The 17,130-nt window shown below is 53.1% G+C and carries 22 protein-coding genes; 19 read left to right on the top strand and 3 right to left on the bottom strand.

What is annotated here, in order from left to right; genetic code table 11:
• The first annotated feature begins 75 nt into the window (after window positions 1–75).
• The 5 genes from KNP75_RS09030 (at window position 76) to KNP75_RS09010 (ending at window position 3,031) form a co-directional block, all read left to right on the top strand.
• Window positions 76–999: a cytochrome c oxidase assembly protein gene (locus KNP75_RS09030; RefSeq protein WP_034777047.1), complete on the top strand. Its 924-nt coding sequence runs from the start codon at window positions 76–78 to the stop codon at window positions 997–999.
• A 23-nt stretch (window positions 1,000–1,022) separates the two neighbouring features.
• Window positions 1,023–1,484: a DUF420 domain-containing protein gene (locus KNP75_RS09025; protein ID WP_034777049.1), complete on the top strand. Its 462-nt coding sequence runs from the start codon at window positions 1,023–1,025 to the stop codon at window positions 1,482–1,484.
• Window positions 1,485–1,504: 20 nt separating this feature from the next.
• Window positions 1,505–2,119, top strand: coding sequence for an SCO family protein (locus KNP75_RS09020; protein WP_034777051.1), 615 nt, complete (start codon window positions 1,505–1,507; stop codon window positions 2,117–2,119).
• 5 nt (window positions 2,120–2,124) lie between these two features.
• A complete protein-coding gene (locus KNP75_RS09015) occupies window positions 2,125–2,397 on the top strand; it encodes a hypothetical protein (protein ID WP_034777053.1) in 273 nt (90 codons plus the stop codon).
• Between the two features lie 142 nt (window positions 2,398–2,539).
• Window positions 2,540–3,031: a cysteine hydrolase family protein gene (locus tag KNP75_RS09010; protein ID WP_215190241.1), complete on the top strand. Its 492-nt coding sequence runs from the start codon at window positions 2,540–2,542 to the stop codon at window positions 3,029–3,031.
• A 54-nt stretch (window positions 3,032–3,085) separates the two neighbouring features.
• Here KNP75_RS09010 and KNP75_RS09005 read toward each other — a convergent pair whose 3' ends face one another.
• Window positions 3,086–3,448 (bottom strand): YugN family protein, encoded by a 363-nt coding sequence (locus tag KNP75_RS09005; RefSeq protein WP_021067026.1) that lies wholly within the window; start codon window positions 3,446–3,448, stop codon window positions 3,086–3,088.
• A gap of 103 nt (window positions 3,449–3,551) precedes the next feature.
• A complete protein-coding gene (locus tag KNP75_RS09000; RefSeq protein WP_214797049.1) occupies window positions 3,552–4,307 on the bottom strand; it encodes an ATP-grasp domain-containing protein in 756 nt (251 codons plus the stop codon).
• Between the two features lie 130 nt (window positions 4,308–4,437).
• On the opposite strand from KNP75_RS09000, the gene KNP75_RS08995 reads away from it, so the two are divergent.
• The 5 genes from KNP75_RS08995 to KNP75_RS08975 are packed head-to-tail and all read left to right on the top strand — an operon-like array spanning window position 4,438 to window position 7,242.
• Window positions 4,438–4,884: a YlbF/YmcA family competence regulator gene (locus KNP75_RS08995; RefSeq protein ID WP_034777059.1), complete on the top strand. Its 447-nt coding sequence runs from the start codon at window positions 4,438–4,440 to the stop codon at window positions 4,882–4,884.
• Window positions 4,868–5,131 carry a DUF2129 domain-containing protein gene (locus KNP75_RS08990; protein ID WP_021067029.1) on the top strand — a complete coding sequence of 88 codons (264 nt, stop codon included), beginning with the start codon at window positions 4,868–4,870 and terminating at the stop codon, window positions 5,129–5,131. The genes KNP75_RS08995 and KNP75_RS08990 overlap by 17 nt, the downstream gene beginning before the upstream one ends.
• 53 nt (window positions 5,132–5,184) lie before the next feature.
• The gene (rsmD, locus tag KNP75_RS08985; RefSeq protein WP_034777060.1) at window positions 5,185–5,751 is read left to right on the top strand and encodes a 16S rRNA (guanine(966)-N(2))-methyltransferase RsmD; all 567 of its coding nucleotides are present in this window, start codon (window positions 5,185–5,187) and stop codon (window positions 5,749–5,751) included.
• A gap of 4 nt (window positions 5,752–5,755) precedes the next feature.
• On the top strand, window positions 5,756–6,253 hold the full coding sequence (coaD, locus tag KNP75_RS08980) for a pantetheine-phosphate adenylyltransferase (protein WP_034777061.1): 498 nt from the start codon (window positions 5,756–5,758) through the stop codon (window positions 6,251–6,253).
• Window positions 6,250–7,242 (top strand): SepM family pheromone-processing serine protease, encoded by a 993-nt coding sequence (locus tag KNP75_RS08975; protein ID WP_214707387.1) that lies wholly within the window; start codon window positions 6,250–6,252, stop codon window positions 7,240–7,242. The genes coaD and KNP75_RS08975 overlap by 4 nt, the downstream gene beginning before the upstream one ends.
• Here KNP75_RS08975 and KNP75_RS08970 read toward each other — a convergent pair.
• A complete protein-coding gene (locus KNP75_RS08970) occupies window positions 7,221–8,351 on the bottom strand; it encodes a tRNA(Met) cytidine acetate ligase (protein WP_215190240.1) in 1,131 nt (376 codons plus the stop codon). The two genes, KNP75_RS08975 and KNP75_RS08970, sit on opposite strands and share 22 nt — an antisense overlap.
• Before the next feature lie 157 nt (window positions 8,352–8,508).
• On the opposite strand from KNP75_RS08970, the gene KNP75_RS08965 reads away from it, so the two are divergent.
• The 9 genes from KNP75_RS08965 (at window position 8,509) to KNP75_RS08925 (ending at window position 17,112) form a co-directional block, all read left to right on the top strand.
• Entirely contained in the window at window positions 8,509–9,036 is a 528-nt protein-coding gene (locus tag KNP75_RS08965) for a YceD family protein (protein ID WP_034777064.1), read from the top strand.
• Window positions 9,037–9,058: 22 nt separating this feature from the next.
• Window positions 9,059–9,232 (top strand): 50S ribosomal protein L32, encoded by a 174-nt coding sequence (gene rpmF, locus KNP75_RS08960; RefSeq protein WP_015881300.1) that lies wholly within the window; start codon window positions 9,059–9,061, stop codon window positions 9,230–9,232.
• Window positions 9,233–9,338: 106 nt separating this feature from the next.
• Window positions 9,339–10,178: a 2-dehydropantoate 2-reductase gene (locus tag KNP75_RS08955; protein WP_215190239.1), complete on the top strand. Its 840-nt coding sequence runs from the start codon at window positions 9,339–9,341 to the stop codon at window positions 10,176–10,178.
• Complete coding sequence (locus KNP75_RS08950) at window positions 10,172–10,531, top strand: DUF3397 domain-containing protein (protein WP_084592783.1); 360 nt, start codon at window positions 10,172–10,174, stop codon at window positions 10,529–10,531. Before KNP75_RS08955 ends, KNP75_RS08950 begins: the two co-directional genes overlap by 7 nt.
• Before the next feature lie 24 nt (window positions 10,532–10,555).
• Window positions 10,556–12,112 (top strand): bacillithiol biosynthesis cysteine-adding enzyme BshC, encoded by a 1,557-nt coding sequence (bshC, locus tag KNP75_RS08945; protein ID WP_034777066.1) that lies wholly within the window; start codon window positions 10,556–10,558, stop codon window positions 12,110–12,112.
• 168 nt (window positions 12,113–12,280) lie between these two features.
• Entirely contained in the window at window positions 12,281–13,213 is a 933-nt protein-coding gene (gene rsmH, locus KNP75_RS08940; RefSeq protein WP_034777067.1) for a 16S rRNA (cytosine(1402)-N(4))-methyltransferase RsmH, read from the top strand.
• Window positions 13,214–13,236: 23 nt separating this feature from the next.
• Window positions 13,237–13,599 (top strand): cell division protein FtsL, encoded by a 363-nt coding sequence (ftsL, locus tag KNP75_RS08935; protein WP_235420168.1) that lies wholly within the window; start codon window positions 13,237–13,239, stop codon window positions 13,597–13,599.
• 38 nt (window positions 13,600–13,637) lie between these two features.
• On the top strand, window positions 13,638–15,746 hold the full coding sequence (locus KNP75_RS08930) for a penicillin-binding transpeptidase domain-containing protein (RefSeq protein WP_353049025.1): 2,109 nt from the start codon (window positions 13,638–13,640) through the stop codon (window positions 15,744–15,746).
• A 58-nt stretch (window positions 15,747–15,804) separates the two neighbouring features.
• Window positions 15,805–17,112: a UDP-N-acetylmuramoyl-tripeptide--D-alanyl-D-alanine ligase gene (locus tag KNP75_RS08925; protein WP_251128223.1), complete on the top strand. Its 1,308-nt coding sequence runs from the start codon at window positions 15,805–15,807 to the stop codon at window positions 17,110–17,112.
• Window positions 17,113–17,130 lie beyond the last annotated feature (18 nt).

Here is a 17,130-nt window from a genome sequence, read left to right as displayed (position 1 = left end):
TTCAAAAATAAAGGAATAGTAATCTTGAAGTGAACGGTTTCATCGGTTTGGGAGAGAAAGAAAAGGGGTGAAGGGATGCTCTGGAATACATCAGAGCTACTCAAACAGTTCGATTGGACGACGCTTTGGAGTCCATGGTTCGGATTGTTGATGGTAGGGTTGTACGTCCTCTATGCGGTCGTCACAGAGAGCATGGCGAAGCGAGGGTACGAGTCGACCACGTTGCTACAAAAGTTCAGCATGTTATCCGCTATTTTATTGTATTACATCGGTTTCGGAAGTCCGGTCGATGTCCTTGCACACATCATCTTCTCGGTGCATATGTTGCAGATGGTGCTCGTCTACGTGCTCGCACCGGCGCTCGTCGTGTACGGGATGCCATATTGGGTGTTTGAAAAATTATTTAGCTATAAGGTGATTGGGCCGACGCTCAAATTTATGACAAAACCTTTGATCGCACTCGTTTTGTTCAATGCATTATTCACGTTCTACCATATGCCATTCATTTTTGACTACGTGTTGACGAACTATGGTGTGCACCGCATCTTCCACGGCGCTCTCGTCGTCTTCAGTTTGACGATGTGGTATCCGGTCATTGCACCATTCCTCTCGGAAGAAGAGGAAGGCATGTCTGATTTGAAGCGGATGGTATACATCATCGCGAACGGGGTGTTGTTGACACCGGCGTGTGCGTTTATCATCTTCAGCCAAGGCATCTTGTATGACGCCTATACAGACGCAGAAACGTTTGCTACCGTGCTCGGCTACTGTATGCCGAACGGGGACGTATCCGGCCTTGATTTGAACGCGCTCATGGGCGCGACGAACAGCGCCCTTGAAGACCAACGCTTCGGTGGGGTATTGATGAAGCTCGGTCAAGAAGTTGTCTACGGTTTCTTCTTCGGCTGGACGTTCTTCGGCTGGGTGCGCCGGACAAAATCGCTTGCGCTCGATGAAGGCATGTCGTTCACACCGCAAGAACCAAAAGAGAAAAAATGAACTAAGTCAAAGGGGAAACTACGATGAACTATCTTGCCTTGATCAGTGTGACATTCATTGTCATTAGTGCTATTTTAGTCGCAATCGGATGGACGATCATCGCGCGTGATCGTCGCAACGTCGACAAACATAAAAAAGTCATGACGGCTGCCGCGATTGCCGCGACAACATTCTTCATTCTTTACGTCTCGCGTACGATTTTTGTCGGCAATACCGCTTTCGGCGGACCTGATTCAGTGAAGCCATACTATTTGGCGTTCATGATCTTCCATATCTTACTCGCGACGACAGGCGGGGTCCTCGGCTTGATCACGCTTTACCTCGGCTATAAAAACAAAGTCGAGAAACACCGGAAAATCGGACCGAAAGCTTCGGTCGTCTGGTTCTTCACGGCGATCACAGGGGTGACGGTATACGTCCTCCTCTACGTCGCCTATGACCCAGGTGAGACGACGAACGTCTTCCGTGCCATTATCGGTGGGTGAATCGAGAGAGGGGGAAGAGGATGAAACGGAATAGCTATATGACGGTCGGTTTGACGGTCGCCATTTTGGTGGCAATCGGCGTGGCCTCGTACTTCTTATTCTTTAAAGAAGAGGACTTGCCCGTCATCCAAGAGCCGACCCCGTTCACGTTGACGAACGCGCTCGACGGTCAGTCGTACAATTCGGACAACGGTAAAGTTAAAATCGTCACGTTCTTTTACACGAACTGCCCGGACATCTGTCCGCTCACGTTGCGCGACTTCATGAAGCTCGAGCAAGAGCTGAAAGCGAACGATCTATACGGGACGGACGTTGAGCTCGTCGCCATCACGGTCGACCCGGAAGTCGATACGGTCCCCGTCTTAGAGAACTACGGGGCGGCGTTCCAAGCCGAACCGACGGGCTGGAAGATGTTGACCGGAGACAAAGCCGACATCGACCGTATCACGCGTCAGCTTCAGTTCTACTATTCGAAAGCGAACAGTGGCCTCGTCACGCATGCGACGACGATGTATATCATCGATCGCAAGCATGACGTGCGCGCGGTCGCCCAAATGGCGACGGCAGGAGAAAAACCTGTCGACATCGAAACCATTATGGAGGACGTGTTAGTACTCGCGGCAGAAAAGGAGTGAAGAAGATGAATGATACGATGGCTGTCATCGGAAATGATTATTCCTACGGAGATGTGACGATTGCCGAACGGGCGATCGAGGATTTGATCGCTTGCAGCGCGATCGAATTCGGATTGCGTGAAGTGAAAGTCGTGTCTCTGTCGAAAGAGCAATACGATTATCAAATCATCGCACCCGTCTCGCTCGTCGAGGCTGAACGCTTGTATCGGTATGTGCGTGATCAGTTCGACTTGTTGCTCGGACAGGTCGATGTGACGCTTAATGTGATCGCTATATGAGAGAAGGGAGGACCCGCTGAGGGCCTCCCTTTTTCTATGGAAGAAGATGTCGTCTTTGTTTATTTTTCCCAAAAGTGAACTCGGGTATCTGGTATGATGGAATGAGTAGTCACGGTACGCGACTCATCGAGGGGGAAATCAGATGCAACATAAGGCATTGATCGTCATTGATATTCAAAATGACATCACGAAACATTACAAAGCAGTCATCGACAACATCAACACATCAATCGATTGGGCGGTCGAGAAGGGGATTCATGTCGTCTATATCCGGCATGAGAACTTATCAGCGGGGACGAGAACGTTCAAAACGGGAACACGCGGAGCGGAATTAGCGCCAGAGTTGAAAATCGTGTCCGATCACGTATTCACCAAATATAAGGGCAACGCCTTGACGAGTGAAGCGTTCGCGGAGTTCATTCAACAACATGGCATCGACACGTTCTATATCACTGGGGCCGACGCGACCGCCTGTGTGAAGTCGACGTGCTACAATCTGCGGAAAGCAGACTATGCGGTCAGCGTCCTGTCGGATTGCATCACGAGCTATGACTTGAAGAAAATCGACGACATGATCGCGTACTATGAGGGCAAAGGCTGCACCATTATTCAATCGGGAGACTTGTCGGCATAACCTGTTCTGCCGACGTCGGCTTGTCATATGTGGTCAAAAGAAAAACCCCTTCGCTTATGCAAGGGGTTTTACTTCGAGTGTCTCAGCGAGTGCGGCAAGACGACGCTCGCAATCACGGACGATTTCTTCTGGGAACTCTTCGTCGTACTCGACGCCGTGCGGGTAGTAATGTTTTCCGAGAATCGGTGTCAACATTTTAACGACCGCATGACGGTCCTCGATTTGTCCTTCAATCGCATATACCGGTAAGCGAAGGTAGAACGTCTCGCCTGTCGATTGTTTCTCGTACTTCATGTCATACGTTGCACGCTCATAGTCCCAAGCGCCTTCACGGATGAAATGATGATGATCCATGATCGTCTCGAGCAAACCGAAGCGGATCTCTTTTCCCTCGATGTGGAACTGCTCAAATTTCATCATAATCCCCCTTTTCCCTAATAAACCTCATATGTCATCATATCATATTCGAAAACGTTCTTGGAATAACGTGTGTTCAAATTGTGAAAAAAAGATGAACGCCTCAAGCCTGGGTGTCGAGGTAGTGGGCAATCTTGTCTGTAAGCCTCACACCGAGCGGCAGGAGCCCTTCCGAACCGAAGAAGACGTTGAACTCTAAAATGTAAAATTCACCGTCCGTGACGATGACGTCGAAGGCAGCGTGATTGATGTGAAGCGTCTTGGCGATGTCGAGCACTTCCGCGACGACGTCTTCCGGGATGTCGTCATACGAGAAGTGGGCACCTTGGGCGACGTTGTTCAAGAACGCTTCGCTGACGCGCCAGTACGAACCGACGACTTCTTCACCGATGACGATGATCCGCAGGTCGCGGTCATTCGGGATGTATTGCTGGACGTAGAACGTCTCGTGCTTGTCGACGTATTCGAGCCAGTCCTGTTCATGCTTGATGAGCCAGACGCCTTGTCCCATCGACGACTTGGCCGTCTTGGCGACGAACGGGTACTCGAACTCTTCCAAGACGCGCTCAATCGTGTAAGGGTTTTTCCCGTAGATGAGCGTCTTCGGGATGCGGTGCGGGAACGTCGCCTTGAAGGCGCGCGTCATCTCAATCTTATCGTGCCCGAGGTGATACGTGGCCGGGGACGGGAAAATCGGTTTATTCAGTCCGTAGATGATCGAGTTGACCATCCAATATTCAGGGAACAAGACGAGGTCGGCCGCTCTTACTTTATCGAGCTGGTCGTAATAATATTCAGGTTTCGCATAGTCGGTCTTGATGCCGGCCGAACGAATCATGTTAAATGAGACTTTTTTCATAGCGAGGTACACGGATGCACCTGTTCACTTCCTTTCTGGTTGGACGCTTGACAGTCACGTTCAATTATAAAGCCGATTGCTTACAGAGGGAATCAAATGTGTTAAAATCATGGCAGAAAGGGTGAAAGCCATGATTATTACTGAACAGACGATCGCCCTGCTCGATCAAACGGAATCGTTAGCCGATTTGATTGAAGCGAGCGAGTCGTTCCAAACATATATCGCCACGAAACAAGCGCGAGCCCAATCGGAGGAAGCGCGCCTCGTGGAACGTGAGTTCTTGCGGATGAAAGAAGATTACGAGTACGTACAGCGGTTCGGGAAACATCACCCGGACCACGACCGCATTAAAAAAGAGATGCATCTCGTCAAACGGCGTCTCGATGTCCAGCCAGAAGTGGCCGCATTTAAAAAAGCGGAACGCAGTTTAGATAAACTGCTCGGGGAAGTGAGTGAGCTGTTGGCCTTCTCGGTTTCTCCAAAAATCAAAGTCCCGACCGGAAACCCGTTCTTCGATGAAGGCGGATGTTCAGGCGGAGGAAGTTGTGGAGGCGGAAGCTGTGGATGTGCCATCTGAGACGTTTGAGTTGAATGGTCGAATCGGGTTCGTCGTCTACGTCCAATCGTTGAAGCAAGTGAAGGCGTTGCGTCGCTATGCGAACCTGTATTACGTGTCAAAGCGGGAGAAGTACGCCTTCTTGTATACCGACCTCGATGGACATGAGGCGATTCTCGAACAAGTGAGCGCGTTGCCGTTCGTTGAAGCGGTCGTCCGCAGTGAGCGGCCGTTCGTCGCGGAGACGTACGAATCGAAGCAGAAATAACACAAAGATGAAGGCGGCACCGCCTTCATCTTTTGTGGTGAAGGAGAACGGAGATGCGAGTGATTTCAGGAGAACGAAAAGGGACCCGACTCAAGGCGGTCCCGGGGTCGGCGACACGACCGACGACAGATAAAGTGAAAGAATCATTATTCAACATCATTGGCCCTTATTTCGCCGGGGGAGATGCGCTTGACCTATACGCCGGGAGCGGCGGGTTAGGGATTGAGGCGTTGTCACGGGGATGTGACCATGCCGTGTTCGTCGACAAGCAACGAAAGGCGATCCAGACGGTCACAGACAATTTGAAGACGACACACTATGAGTCAAAAGCGACGGTGTTGCAACAAGACGCCCGGTCGGTCCTCGACCAACTCGTCTTAAAAGGACAGCCGTTTAAATTGATTTTTATGGATCCGCCATATCATGCGGAAGAACATGTGCCGTTTTTACACATCATTGAGTCGAACCGACTATTGACGGACAACGGGGTCGTCGTCTGCGAACATGGCAGCGATGTGACGTTACCGGATCAGGTCGGGCAGTTGGAAAAAATCAAGGTGCAGCGCTACTCGGACGTGATCACGATCAGCTTCTACGAGTATGCGGCGACCGAGGAGTGAGAACATGTCAAAACGTATCGCGATTTGCCCGGGGAGCTTTGACCCGATTACGAACGGTCATTTAGATATCATCGAGCGGGCGGCAGCCATCTTCGACGAAGTCATCGTCGCCGTGCTCGAAAATTCGAGCAAGGCACCATTGTTTAATGTAGAAGAGCGTTTGTCGCTCATCCGTGAAGTGACGACCCATTTGCCGAACGTCACCGCCGACGCGTTTGGGGGATTGCTCGTCGAATATGCAGCGAAGCGTGAGGCGGCAACGATCGTCCGTGGGCTGCGGGCCGTCTCTGATTTTGAATATGAACTTCAAATCGCATCCATCAATAAAAAGTTGAATGAGAACGTGGAGACGCTCTTTATGATGACAAACAGCCAATATTCGTTCCTAAGCTCGTCAATCGTGAAAGAAGTCGCCAAATACGGGGCGTCCGTCGCTGAACTCGTCCCTGAACAAGTCGAGCACGCCTTGCGTCAAAAGTATAAAGTGAGCCAAGGGCAATGAAGTCGCTCAAAATCGGCTTCGGGTTGCTCGTGGCCGTCTTGATTTTCTTGTTTGTGCCGCTCCCGTATTACATCACCTACCCGGGGGAAGCAACGACGATTGAAGAATTCATGACGGTCGAAGGCGGGGACAAAGAACCCGGCGAGCTACAGATGGTGACCATCTCGCAACGTCGGGCGACTCCGCTTTGGCTCGTCGGCAGTTGGTTCACGCCGTTCACCGATGCCAGCCCGGCCAGTCGATACTTGTATGAGGGAGAAGGGGAAGCAGACTACGAGCGAAGACAAGAACTGTTGATGGCATCGTCCCAGCAGGCGGCGATTCAATACGCCTATGAGTTGGCGGACGCCGACGTGACGGTTTCGTTCGAAGGGATGTATGTCTCCGCCCCAATCAGCGGGTCGCTCGCGGCGAACGTCTTGAAACCGGGTGACGTGATCACCGCCATCGACGGCCAGTCGTTCGCGTCGCGTCTCGACTTCATCGAACGTGTCGCTTCGTTCGAAGCCGGCGATGAAGTGTCCGTCACGCTCGAACGGGATGAACGGGAGCTGGAGGTCGATACGCTTATCCAGCCGCTCGACCGGACCGGCGACCGGGTCGGTCTCGGGATTTATGAACCGTTACCGATTCAAGACGTGCGCACAGTCCCGGAAGTCTCGTTCGAACTGACGAACGTCGGAGGACCTTCGGCCGGTCTTATGTTCACGCTTGAAATCTTTGATCAGTTGACACCGGGTGATTTGACAGGTGGGGCTGTGATCGCCGGTACCGGCACGGTCGATGAGACCGGGACCGTGGGACCAATCGGCGGGGCGTGGCAAAAAATCGTCGCCGCCGATCGGGCCGGTGCGTCGGTTTTCTTCGTGCCGGACGGATCAAATTACGATGAGGCGATGGAATCGCTCGACCGCCTAGACAGTGACATCAAAGTCGTTCCGGTCAAGACGGTCGAGGAGGCCATCGATTATTTGGAGTCAATGAATTGAGGGGTTTGTACGTGTTCGACGAGTGACCGATTTCCGAGAGGAAGGCGATACGCCTCGGTCACTCGAGCTTCGAACGCAAGGTCAGGATGGTACTTGCTCATGAGCGGTACGTCTTTTTTTATGCCTTTCAACACGGTTCGTCCAATCGCGTTGAATGCGAGCGGGCGGACGTAAGGCACCTCATCGAAACGCTCTGGCAGCTCATCGCGGCGCCAATGGACGAGCACAGAGACGAGAGCACGTTGAATGGCGGTCCGAGTGTAGCGTCTCGTCAACAGTCGAGCGAGCGCCTGCTCGAACGTCGGCTCGAGACCGGCTTGAATCAAACGCGGTGATAACGAACTGTCGATGCCGACAAGTTGGTCGAGCACGTCTTTCGGGGTCGTCCGTAACTTGTACTGCAAGACGGGCCAATAGAGTGACCAGTGTGCCACCGACACGTCCGCAAACAGGGCTCTCGTGGCGTCAGGGACGGCCCGGACCATACCTGTCTCCAAATAGTGGCCGCGCACTCCCGTGGCCGACATGACGTCTGAGACGCTTGGGTCATGGTATCCCGCACCGAGGCGACGAATCGTATGGAGCTCGATAGTCGTCGCCGCTTTCGCATAGTGATAGGCGAGGATATTGTTCGGGAGCGTCAAGTCGAAATCGGGATAGAGCGCACCGAACGCCTCGCTCGACGCTTTGGCCGAGGATCGTCCTTGGTCAAGCGCTTCTTTTAGTGCCGTCTGATAAGCTGGCGTCGCCTCGATGTTTGCGGCCGCGGCCCGTCTCACGGCTGTGATGTCTCCGCTCTCGCTTCCGAACGACAGCGTTTGGCACTGCATGCGTTCGGCGATGGCGACGGAGGCGCTTGCGAACCGGTCGGCACGTTGTACCCCGTAACGGGTCGGCAGTTCGACGACGAGGTCAATCGCGCCCGTCTGGACGGCCGCTTTCGCCCGGCTCCATTTGTCGAACGCCGCCGGTTCCCCACGTTGGGTGAACTGGGCGCTCATGACGGCGATGACGGCATCGGCGCCCGTTTCGATCCGTGCTCGTTCAGCTTGATGGAGATGCCCGTTATGGAACGGGTTGTACTCAGCGATGATGGCCGTTTTTCGCATAAAATTACTCCTTTGCATTGTCGATTGGATTGGTGTAAGATGGATAAGTACGCTTTGGCAAAGCGCCGTCGTCAACTGATTTTAGTGTAAAGAAAAAACATTGACAAAACAAGTTGGCCTATCTATAATTCATATTGTTGCAATTGAGGTGATTCGGATGAAGTGGTCTATTGCACAGCTACTTAAGCTACGAAACCAGGGTGACAGTTTTGCCATCGATGAGATGGTCGAACTACCAGAGCTTACTCAGCTCCATCCGGATATCCGTTCGATTCGCCCGGTGCATGTGCACGGGGATGCGTCGTTCACATCTAATCAAGTTACATTCAATTTGAAGGTTCAAGGTGACCTGACGTTGCCAGATGCGCGTACGTTGGACGATGTCATCTATGAATTTGATATTGAATCGCTCGAGCCTTTCTTTTTGGAGAATGGGCGTTATACGGAGCAATTCGATGATGTCAATTTGCCAGAAGGAAATACGATTGATCTGCGACCAATCGTAAGAGAGCTCATCATGTTAGACGTCCCGATGCAAGTTTTCGGGAACGAAACAGACAAAACTCAGGTTGAAGGGGAAGGCTGGTCCGTCATTGACGAGCAGCCGGACGACCAACCAAAAATTGACCCGCGCCTCGCGGGCCTCGCCGACTTGTTCTCTAAAAAAGAGGACGAGAACGGCTAACTTTTCAAGGAGGTGGACAACGATGGCAGTACCATTCCGTAGAACGTCGAAAACTCGCAAACGTCTTCGTCGTACTCACTTCAAACTCAACGTACCTGGTATGAACGAGTGCCCGAACTGTGGCGAAATGAAGCTTTCTCACCGTGTATGCAAATCTTGCGGACACTACAACGGTAAAGAAGTAACAAGCAAATAATGCGAAAAGAAGCGGTCTCCTCGGAGATCGCTTCTTTTTTCTTTTTGGGTCGTGGAAACAGATTGTGGTAAACTTTTGAGTGCAGACTAGACGTGGAGGGATGGCAATGAAGCCGATTAAACGAATTGGGATTATCGGGAACGGCGCCGTCGGCATGCTGATGGCTTCGCTGTTCGAACCGGATTATACGGTGACGCTCTATGGCCGTGTCGACGAGGCGACGACCGTGACGATCGAACGAATCGGCGTCACGAACGGGAAGGCTCATGTAAGCCTTTGTCCGGTGACGTCACTCGTCGAGTCGGAGCAGGACGTTTTTTTTGTGACGACGAAAGCACATCAGGTCGAGGCGGCGACGGAACGATTGTCAGGGGATGTGCCCGTCTTCATCTGTTCGAACGGGATCGCCCATCTCGACTACGCACGGAAACGAGGGTTTCATCTCGGCGTGGTCGAACATGGCGTGAGCCGCGACGGCGCCCGGCTCCAGCATACCGGGCTCGGGCGCATCCGGATTGGCAGCCTCGGCTCGCTCGAAGAGATGTCGTTCAACGCATCTCCACTCGATGTCGTCTGGGAAGCAGACATCGAGCAAGTCGTCACCGAGAAGCTATTCGCGAACGCGATCATCAATCCGATCACAGCGCTCTGTCGTGTCGAAAATGGTGCGGTCGCTTCGCCGCCTTGCCGTGACATCGCCAATGCCGTCTATGCGGAATTGTCCACATTGTTTGATCGTCACGTGCCGTATACATATATCGAGACCATCATTGAAAAAACGGCCCATAACCGGTCTTCCATGTTACATGACATCGAAGCAGGGCGCCAGACCGAGGTCGACGCCATCTTGACACCGCTGTTGAAACGGGCCGACGAGCGAGGCATCACATTGACCGTCATTCCCGTCCTACAAAAATTAATTTTAGGAGCGAGCGTATCGTGCTAGTGTATATCGTTTCATTTCCACTCGTCATTTGGTTTATGGTGTATATGATACTTAGAAAAATTATGCCGAAATCGGTTAATACGTTCAAACTCGTCTGTGATGCCGGCGTGGTCCTATGGTTCTATGCGTGTGGGATTTTGCTCGAGGCGATTGTCGGGGTCGATGTGTTCTGGCTGCTGCTAGCCGTCTGTGCCGCCATCTTCCCTGCCAACGCTATTTGGCAGCGGGTGCGTCATGAGGATGTCGTCTATTCGAAGATGTTCGTGCACGGGTGGCGCCTATTGTTTTTGTTGCTCGTCCCGGCCCACTTCGTCTTGTTCACGATCGGCATCGCACGCGAGATGATGTATTAATCGTTTGAAAGGAAGTCGTTATACGTGAGGATAGAGTCGCTAGATGCCATGTACGCCCCGTCGTCTCCGATGATGCAGGTGGAGACAGGCTATTCGAAATGGCTGGACTATAAAGGGATGGACGAACTCGAGGCGAGGGCTGACGAACTGACCGGACGTTCGTTCACGCATTTGCCCGCGCTTGTAACTATATTGCGAGACCAACAAACCGTCCACGGTCCGATGTCTCCCGCGCTCGAATCAAAGCTCGACGCGTTGGCTCGAGGCGAGGCGTTGACGATGGTGACCGGACAGCAAGTCGGGGTATTCGGTGGTCCGTTGTTCGCGGTGTATAAACTGTTGACCGTGATCAAAAAAGCCAAACAGGCAGAAGCGAAACTGAACAAACCGGTCATCCCGATCTTTTGGATGGCGACCGAGGATCACGACTATGCGGAAATCAACCACGTGTTCGTGAGCCAACCGTTGTCGCGGCAATTGCGTAAAGAGGCGCTATCGACGGTCCCGCTCGCCGGCAAGGCATCGATCGGGGAGTTAGAATTCGATCGACTGAAAATTGAGCTCGTGCAAATGCTACAGCGTGTGCTGTTATCAGAGACGGAGACGCCATACACGACGACACTTTACCATGAGCTCGTCGCCGTGCTCCAAGCGAGCCATTCGTTCGCCGAATTTTTCGGGCGGATGATGCGCCGGTTCGTCGGAGAAGACTTCATCCTGTTCGACCCGCACCAACCGGAAGTCCGGGCGCTCGAGCGCGACGCATTCAAGCGGTTGATTCGTGAACACGATCGTCTGAACACGGCGCTGCGAGAGGCGTTCGAGGATGGCATGCCACACGTCGACTTGAACCGGGACGCGGCCCATCTGTTCTATCACGACGGCACACGCGAGTTGTTGACGAAACAAGACGGGGTGTTCACGACGAAACGAGGCCATCGATTCACCGAGGCCGAGTTGCTGCAACAAGTCGAGGAGCACCCGGAGCGGTTCTCGAACAACGTCGTGTCACGTCCGCTCATGCAAGACTTCTTGTTCCCGACGCTCGCTTATATCGCCGGCCCGGGGGAAATCGCCTACTGGCTACAGTTGCGCCCGCTGTTCCATCTCTTTGGTTGGAACATGCCGCTCCTCATCCCACGGCTCGGGGCCGTCCTCGTTTCGACGAACGATGAGAAGAAGCTTGCCCAAGAAGGCGTGACGCTCGTCGATTACTTGACGAACCCGTTGCCCGACCATACGTTCGATGACGAGGCGTTCGACCAGAGTCTTTACGCCTACCGAACGCTCACGGAAGCGCTCGGTCGCGAAGCCGGGAAGCGGGGCCATCGGTTTGACGCCAAGGCGCGACACGTACTTGATCGGCTCGCTGACGAGATGCGGGCCGAGGCGAAACGTGACCAATATCGGTTGAACAGTCGGCGGATTCATCTGTCGACAAGGCTCTTACCGATGGATGCGCCGCAAGAACGGATCTGGTCGATGGTACCGCTCTTGAATCGTCATGGCCTCGATGTGTTCAAACGGCTATTTGCCGCCTACGAACAGTCTGAATCGGAGCGATGTCTCGTTAAACTGTAAAATAAATACTAATGTTTTTTGATGGTTCCCTGAGCAATCAGGGAATCTTTTTTGTTTGTTACCTTTTTGTTTCCTCTTTTCGCTAAAAACCTATGCGGCGCTTGACATTTTTATGATAAAGTAAACGTAATAAAATAGTTGAAAAATGTAGGTTGAGAGGGTTTTTGCATGTTTGAGCATGAAACGGTTTTAAAAATGGAGTCCATTGAGGGATTGAATATTAAGCCAGACGGGATTTATGTCGATTGTACGTTAGGAGGAGCCGGTCACAGCGAAGAGATTGTCAAGCGTTTGACGACAGGCCATCTGTACGCCTTTGACCAAGACGACGTCGCGCTCAAGCACGCGAGTGAGCGGTTGGCTCCATATGAGGACCGGGTTACGTTCATTAAAAGCAACTTCGTCCATTTGAAAGATGAACTGCTGGCACGTGGAATCACCCAGGTCGACGGGGTATTGTTTGATCTTGGCGTGTCTTCGCCGCAGCTCGATGAGGCCGAACGTGGCTTTAGCTACAATTACGACGCGCCGTTAGATATGCGCATGGACCGTTCGCGTGAGCTATCGGCTTACCATGTCGTCAACGAATGGCCGTTCGGGGACCTTGCCCGCATCTTCTTTACATACGGGGAAGAGAAATTCTCGAAACAGATCGCCCGCAAGATCGAGCAAGCCCGTGCCGTCAAGCCGATTGAGACGACGTTTGAACTCGTCGAGTTGATCAAAGACGCGATTCCGGCGCCGGCACGACGAAAAGGCGGACACCCTGCGAAACGAACGTTCCAGGCGATCCGCATCGCCGTCAACGATGAATTGAACGTGTTCGACCGCGCCGTCCAAGACGCGATCGATCTACTCGCCATCGGTGGACGGATTTGTGTCATCACGTTCCACTCGTTAGAAGATCGGATTTGTAAGCAAGTCTTCAAAGAGAGAAGCCAGCATCCGCCGTTACCACCAGGATTGCCGGTCATCCCGAAAGAGTTTGAACCCGAGTTGAAGTTGATCACGCGCAAGCCGATCACGGCCGGGGACGTTGAACTTGAAGACAACCGCCGGGCCCGTTCAGCCAAGCTTCGGGTCGCAGAAAAACAAAAATAGACTGTACGTAGGAGGGATACCTGATGCCAGAAGCTGCTCGCAAGGCTTTGCAGCCTCAAATTTCGCCGAATCGCAATCCGATTCCGCAAGAACGACCAATACCAGCTCCAAAACGACGTACGTTGACTTTGTTCGAATCCATCCTGTACCCGACCATGATCTGTTCAGTTGTCTTGTTCGGTGGCATCACGGTATCGAAACATAATGAAGCGTACAACATCATGCGCGACACGGCTCTGATCACACAAGAGACGAACACGATCGCGAAAGAGAATGAAGAATTGAAGTATGAGATCGCCCAACTAAGCTCACCTGAGAGAATCTATGCGATTGCTGAAAAGCTCGGAATGCAATTCAATGAGAACAACGTCAAGGTGATTGACTGATGAATTCTCTACAACAGAGTAAAAAAAGAGTGGCGTGGGTGGCGATTGTTTGCTTCACACCACTCTTTTTATTTTTTGTCGGTTGGTTCCTTTATTTGTCCGTCTTCCAGACGTACAAAGGGGAAAACATGCTCGCCTTCGCCGAGGAAGAACGCTGGAAAGCGGTCAGTACGTTAAAAGCGGAGCGGGGCGAGATTTTTGATCGGTTCGGACAACCAATCGCCATCAACATCCCGTCGTATCGAGTCGTGGCCGTGTTGAAGCTCGGCGGCGAGCGGGTAGAAAACAAGACGCTCATGCCCGAAGCGTTTCCTGAGGCCGCGAAGCAACTTGCGACCGTGCTTCCGATGACGGAAGGTGACATCTTGAAACGGCTCGAGCAAAACAAAGACCGTGGGCAAATCGAGTTCGGCGTGCCGGGTCGTGATTTGACGGTCGAACAAAAAGAAGAGATTGAAACGTTCAAGATTCCCGGGATCACGTTCGTCGAAGAACCGAAACGCTATTATCCGAACAAAGTGTTCGCATCAAGCGTCGTCGGATACGCCCAAAAGATTGACCAGAATGGGCGGATCGAACTCGTTGGAGAACTCGGGATTGAAAAGTCACTCAATGACGTCTTGAGCGAGTCGTATGGGCTGTATCGGTTCGAGAAAGATTTGGCCGGCCGTCAACTCGTCTCGAGTGACGAGCAATTGAAGGTTGACCCGGAAGATGGGGCGGACGTCCAACTGACGATCGATCACCGCATTCAACAGCTGCTCGATACGAAGATGGAAGAGCTGTATAAAGAGTACAAGCCGAAGAATGCGACGGCGATCATTATGGACCCGAAGACCGGCGAAATCATCGCCTTGTCGGACCGCCCGTCATTCGATCCGAACACGCGTGAAATCAGCTCATACAGTAACTTCTCGGTGTCGTCTCGCTTCGAGCCGGGGTCGACGATGAAAATCTTCACGTTGGCCGCTGCCATCAACGAAGGTGTCTACAACCCGAACGAACTGTACAAGTCGGGTTCATATAAGTATGGCAAGACCGTATTCAATGATTACAACATTACCGGATGGGGTACGATTCCTATGGTAGAAGGCGTCTGGCACTCGTCGAACGTCGCCTTTTCGATATTGGCGAACGAACGGCTCGGACTCAGTCGCTACGAGGATTATTTCAAAGCGTTCAAGTTCGACCAACGCACGGGCGTCGATTTACCGGGCGAGGTCAACAGCCAGTTCGATTTCGAGAGCCCGCTCAACGTCTTGATCACAGCATGGGGTCAATCGACGGCCGTCACGCCAATGCAAATCTTGCAAGCGACGTCGGCGATCGCGACCGATGGGACGATGAAGCAACCTCATGTCATTAAAAAAGTCGTGAACCGTGAGACGGGCGAGACGATTCGGACGACGAATCCGAAAGTCGTCGGGCAACCGATCACGGCCGAAGCGGCGAAGCAGACGCGGGAAGCGCTTGACGGCGTCGTCAACAGTGACGTCGGGACGGGGCAATTGTACGCCCTCGACAACTACCGCGTCATCGGGAAAACCGGGACCGCACAAATCGCGGAGAACGGGAAGTATTTGAGTGGACAATATATCCATTCGTTCGTCGGCATGGCGCCGGAGGACGACCCTGAACTCGTCATGTACATCGCCGTCGACCGACCGAACAGTGACTCGTCGACGACGGGGCCGCGTATCATGGCACCGCTGTTCAAAGATGTGATGGACGTCGCGCTCCGTTACCGGAGTGTCGAGCCGGACAAACAGGCGAAGACGATCGATGCGTCGACGAAGACGACAGAGTCATTCGTCGGGCAAGGCCGTGACGAGGCGGTGAAGGCAGCCAAGGCGGCGGCATTCACACCGGTGTCACTCGGCAGTGACGAAACGGTCATCGCGCAAAGTCCGGTCGAGGGTCAACCGTACGTCGTCGGCGAGCGCTTGCTGTTGAAGACGGATGAGTCGTTCACGATGCCGGTCTTGAAAGGTTGGTCGCTCCGTGATGTGAAACGGTTGGCGACGCTTTACCAATTGAATTTAGAAATAGACGGTACCGGCTTCGTCACGTCCCAGTCGATTGGGAAAGACAAGCCCGTCAAGACCGGGGCGACGTTAAAAGTGAAGCTCCAGTCACCGTCGAACTAACGCAAAGGGATGAAGAGGGCCTCGGCTCTCTTTTCCTTTGTCACAGGAGGAAATGGTTATGGAACAGTTGACGATACAAACACTCGCATCTTGGTTCGGCATGAAGACAGATGATACGCGTGAGGTGCGCCACGTCGCAACCGACTCGCGAGACGATAACGCCGACGGCTTGTTCGTCCCAATCATCGGGGCGCGTGTCGATGGACACGATTATATCGAGGCTGCCGTCAAACAAGGTGCGATCGTGACGTTTTGGGAGCAAGACCGGCCGTTGCCGGAAGGGATTGTCGCCATTCCGGTCGCATCGCCGCTTCAGGCGCTTCAAGAGGCGGCAGCCCGCTACTTGGCAGAGATTGATCCAAAAGTCGTCGCCATCACCGGATCGAACGGAAAGACCTCGACGAAAGACATGATCGCCGTCGTGCTCGGCGAGACGTTCAAGACACACAAGACGGCAGGCAATTTCAACTCGGATGTCGGCTTGCCGCTCACCGTGTTACGGATGCCACGCGATACGGAAGTAGCTGTCCTCGAGATGGGGATGAACGGATTCGGTCAAATTGAATTGTTGTCGAAGCTCGCTAAACCGGATATCGCTTTCGTCACGAATATCGGAGAGTCGCACGGAGAACAAGTCGGGGGGCGCGAGGGGATCGCCAAGGCGAAACTCGAGATCAAAGCCGGTCTGAAACCGGATGGCGTCTTGATCGTCGATGCCGACGAGCCGCTCCTCAGTGAAGCTGGCGGGTACCGCGTCGGTTATGAGGCGACGGCTGACGGGAAGCTCGAGGTCGTGGAGGCGACGTTTGACGCTTCGATTTTCCGTTACAACAACGAGTTATATGAATTGAAAGTGCTCGGCGCCCATCAAATCCGCAACGCCGCCTATGCGATCGCTTGCGGACTCAAGTTCGGATTGGGACACGATACGATCCAACGCGGACTCGATCGGGTCCAGTTGACATCGATGCGGATGGAGAAGCGGATGTTCGGTGATGCGCACTTGATCAATGATGCCTATAACGCCAGCCCGACTTCGATGATCGCCGCCATCGAGACGATGAAAACACTTGAAGGGTTCACGCGACGTGTCCTCGTCCTCGGTGACATGTATGAACTTGGCGCAGATGAAGTCATGCAACACGAAAGTGTCGGCCGTGTCATCACGGCCCCGGTCACGGATTGCGTGCTCATCGGAGAGAAGGCGAAATGGATTGCGAACGGCATTACCGACCCGCGTGTGAACGTGACAACGGTGCCGACCGTCGAGGAAGCGAAAGTGCTTCTCGGCAGTTATCAACGCCCCCAGACTGTGATATTGTTAAAAGCATCGCGAGGACTGGCGCTTGAGCGCTTAGTTCAATAAAGAGAGTAGTGAGGTACG

Source organism: Exiguobacterium sp. s6, from assembly GCF_018618155.1.
Lineage (GTDB): Bacteria > Bacillota > Bacilli > Exiguobacteriales > Exiguobacteriaceae > Exiguobacterium > Exiguobacterium mexicanum_A.
Note: the sequence above shows the minus strand (reverse complement) of the source record. Positions and strands in the feature narration are given on the sequence as shown.

Bases quoted from the DNA above. Each gene is read 5' to 3' on its own strand.
- KNP75_RS09000 (WP_214797049.1), bottom strand. From the start codon at position 4,307: ATGAAAAAAGTCTCATTTAACATGATTCGTTCGGCCGGCATCAAGACC.
- KNP75_RS09020 (WP_034777051.1), top strand. From the start codon at position 1,505: ATGAAACGGAATAGCTATATGACGGTCGGTTTGACGGTCGCCATTTTG.
- KNP75_RS09005 (WP_021067026.1), bottom strand. From the start codon at position 3,448: ATGAAATTTGAGCAGTTCCACATCGAGGGAAAAGAGATCCGCTTCGGT.
- KNP75_RS09030 (WP_034777047.1), top strand. From the start codon at position 76: ATGCTCTGGAATACATCAGAGCTACTCAAACAGTTCGATTGGACGACG.
- rsmD (WP_034777060.1), top strand. From the start codon at position 5,185: ATGCGAGTGATTTCAGGAGAACGAAAAGGGACCCGACTCAAGGCGGTC.
- KNP75_RS09025 (WP_034777049.1), top strand. From the start codon at position 1,023: ATGAACTATCTTGCCTTGATCAGTGTGACATTCATTGTCATTAGTGCT.
- KNP75_RS08970 (WP_215190240.1), bottom strand. From the start codon at position 8,351: ATGCGAAAAACGGCCATCATCGCTGAGTACAACCCGTTCCATAACGGG.
- rsmH (WP_034777067.1), top strand. From the start codon at position 12,281: ATGTTTGAGCATGAAACGGTTTTAAAAATGGAGTCCATTGAGGGATTG.
- KNP75_RS09010 (WP_215190241.1), top strand. From the start codon at position 2,540: ATGCAACATAAGGCATTGATCGTCATTGATATTCAAAATGACATCACG.
- KNP75_RS08975 (WP_214707387.1), top strand. From the start codon at position 6,250: ATGAAGTCGCTCAAAATCGGCTTCGGGTTGCTCGTGGCCGTCTTGATT.
- KNP75_RS08955 (WP_215190239.1), top strand. From the start codon at position 9,339: ATGAAGCCGATTAAACGAATTGGGATTATCGGGAACGGCGCCGTCGGC.
- rpmF (WP_015881300.1), top strand. From the start codon at position 9,059: ATGGCAGTACCATTCCGTAGAACGTCGAAAACTCGCAAACGTCTTCGT.
- KNP75_RS08995 (WP_034777059.1), top strand. From the start codon at position 4,438: ATGATTATTACTGAACAGACGATCGCCCTGCTCGATCAAACGGAATCG.
- coaD (WP_034777061.1), top strand. From the start codon at position 5,756: ATGTCAAAACGTATCGCGATTTGCCCGGGGAGCTTTGACCCGATTACG.
- KNP75_RS08965 (WP_034777064.1), top strand. From the start codon at position 8,509: ATGAAGTGGTCTATTGCACAGCTACTTAAGCTACGAAACCAGGGTGAC.
- ftsL (WP_235420168.1), top strand. From the start codon at position 13,237: ATGCCAGAAGCTGCTCGCAAGGCTTTGCAGCCTCAAATTTCGCCGAAT.
- KNP75_RS08925 (WP_251128223.1), top strand. From the start codon at position 15,805: ATGGAACAGTTGACGATACAAACACTCGCATCTTGGTTCGGCATGAAG.
- KNP75_RS09015 (WP_034777053.1), top strand. From the start codon at position 2,125: ATGAATGATACGATGGCTGTCATCGGAAATGATTATTCCTACGGAGAT.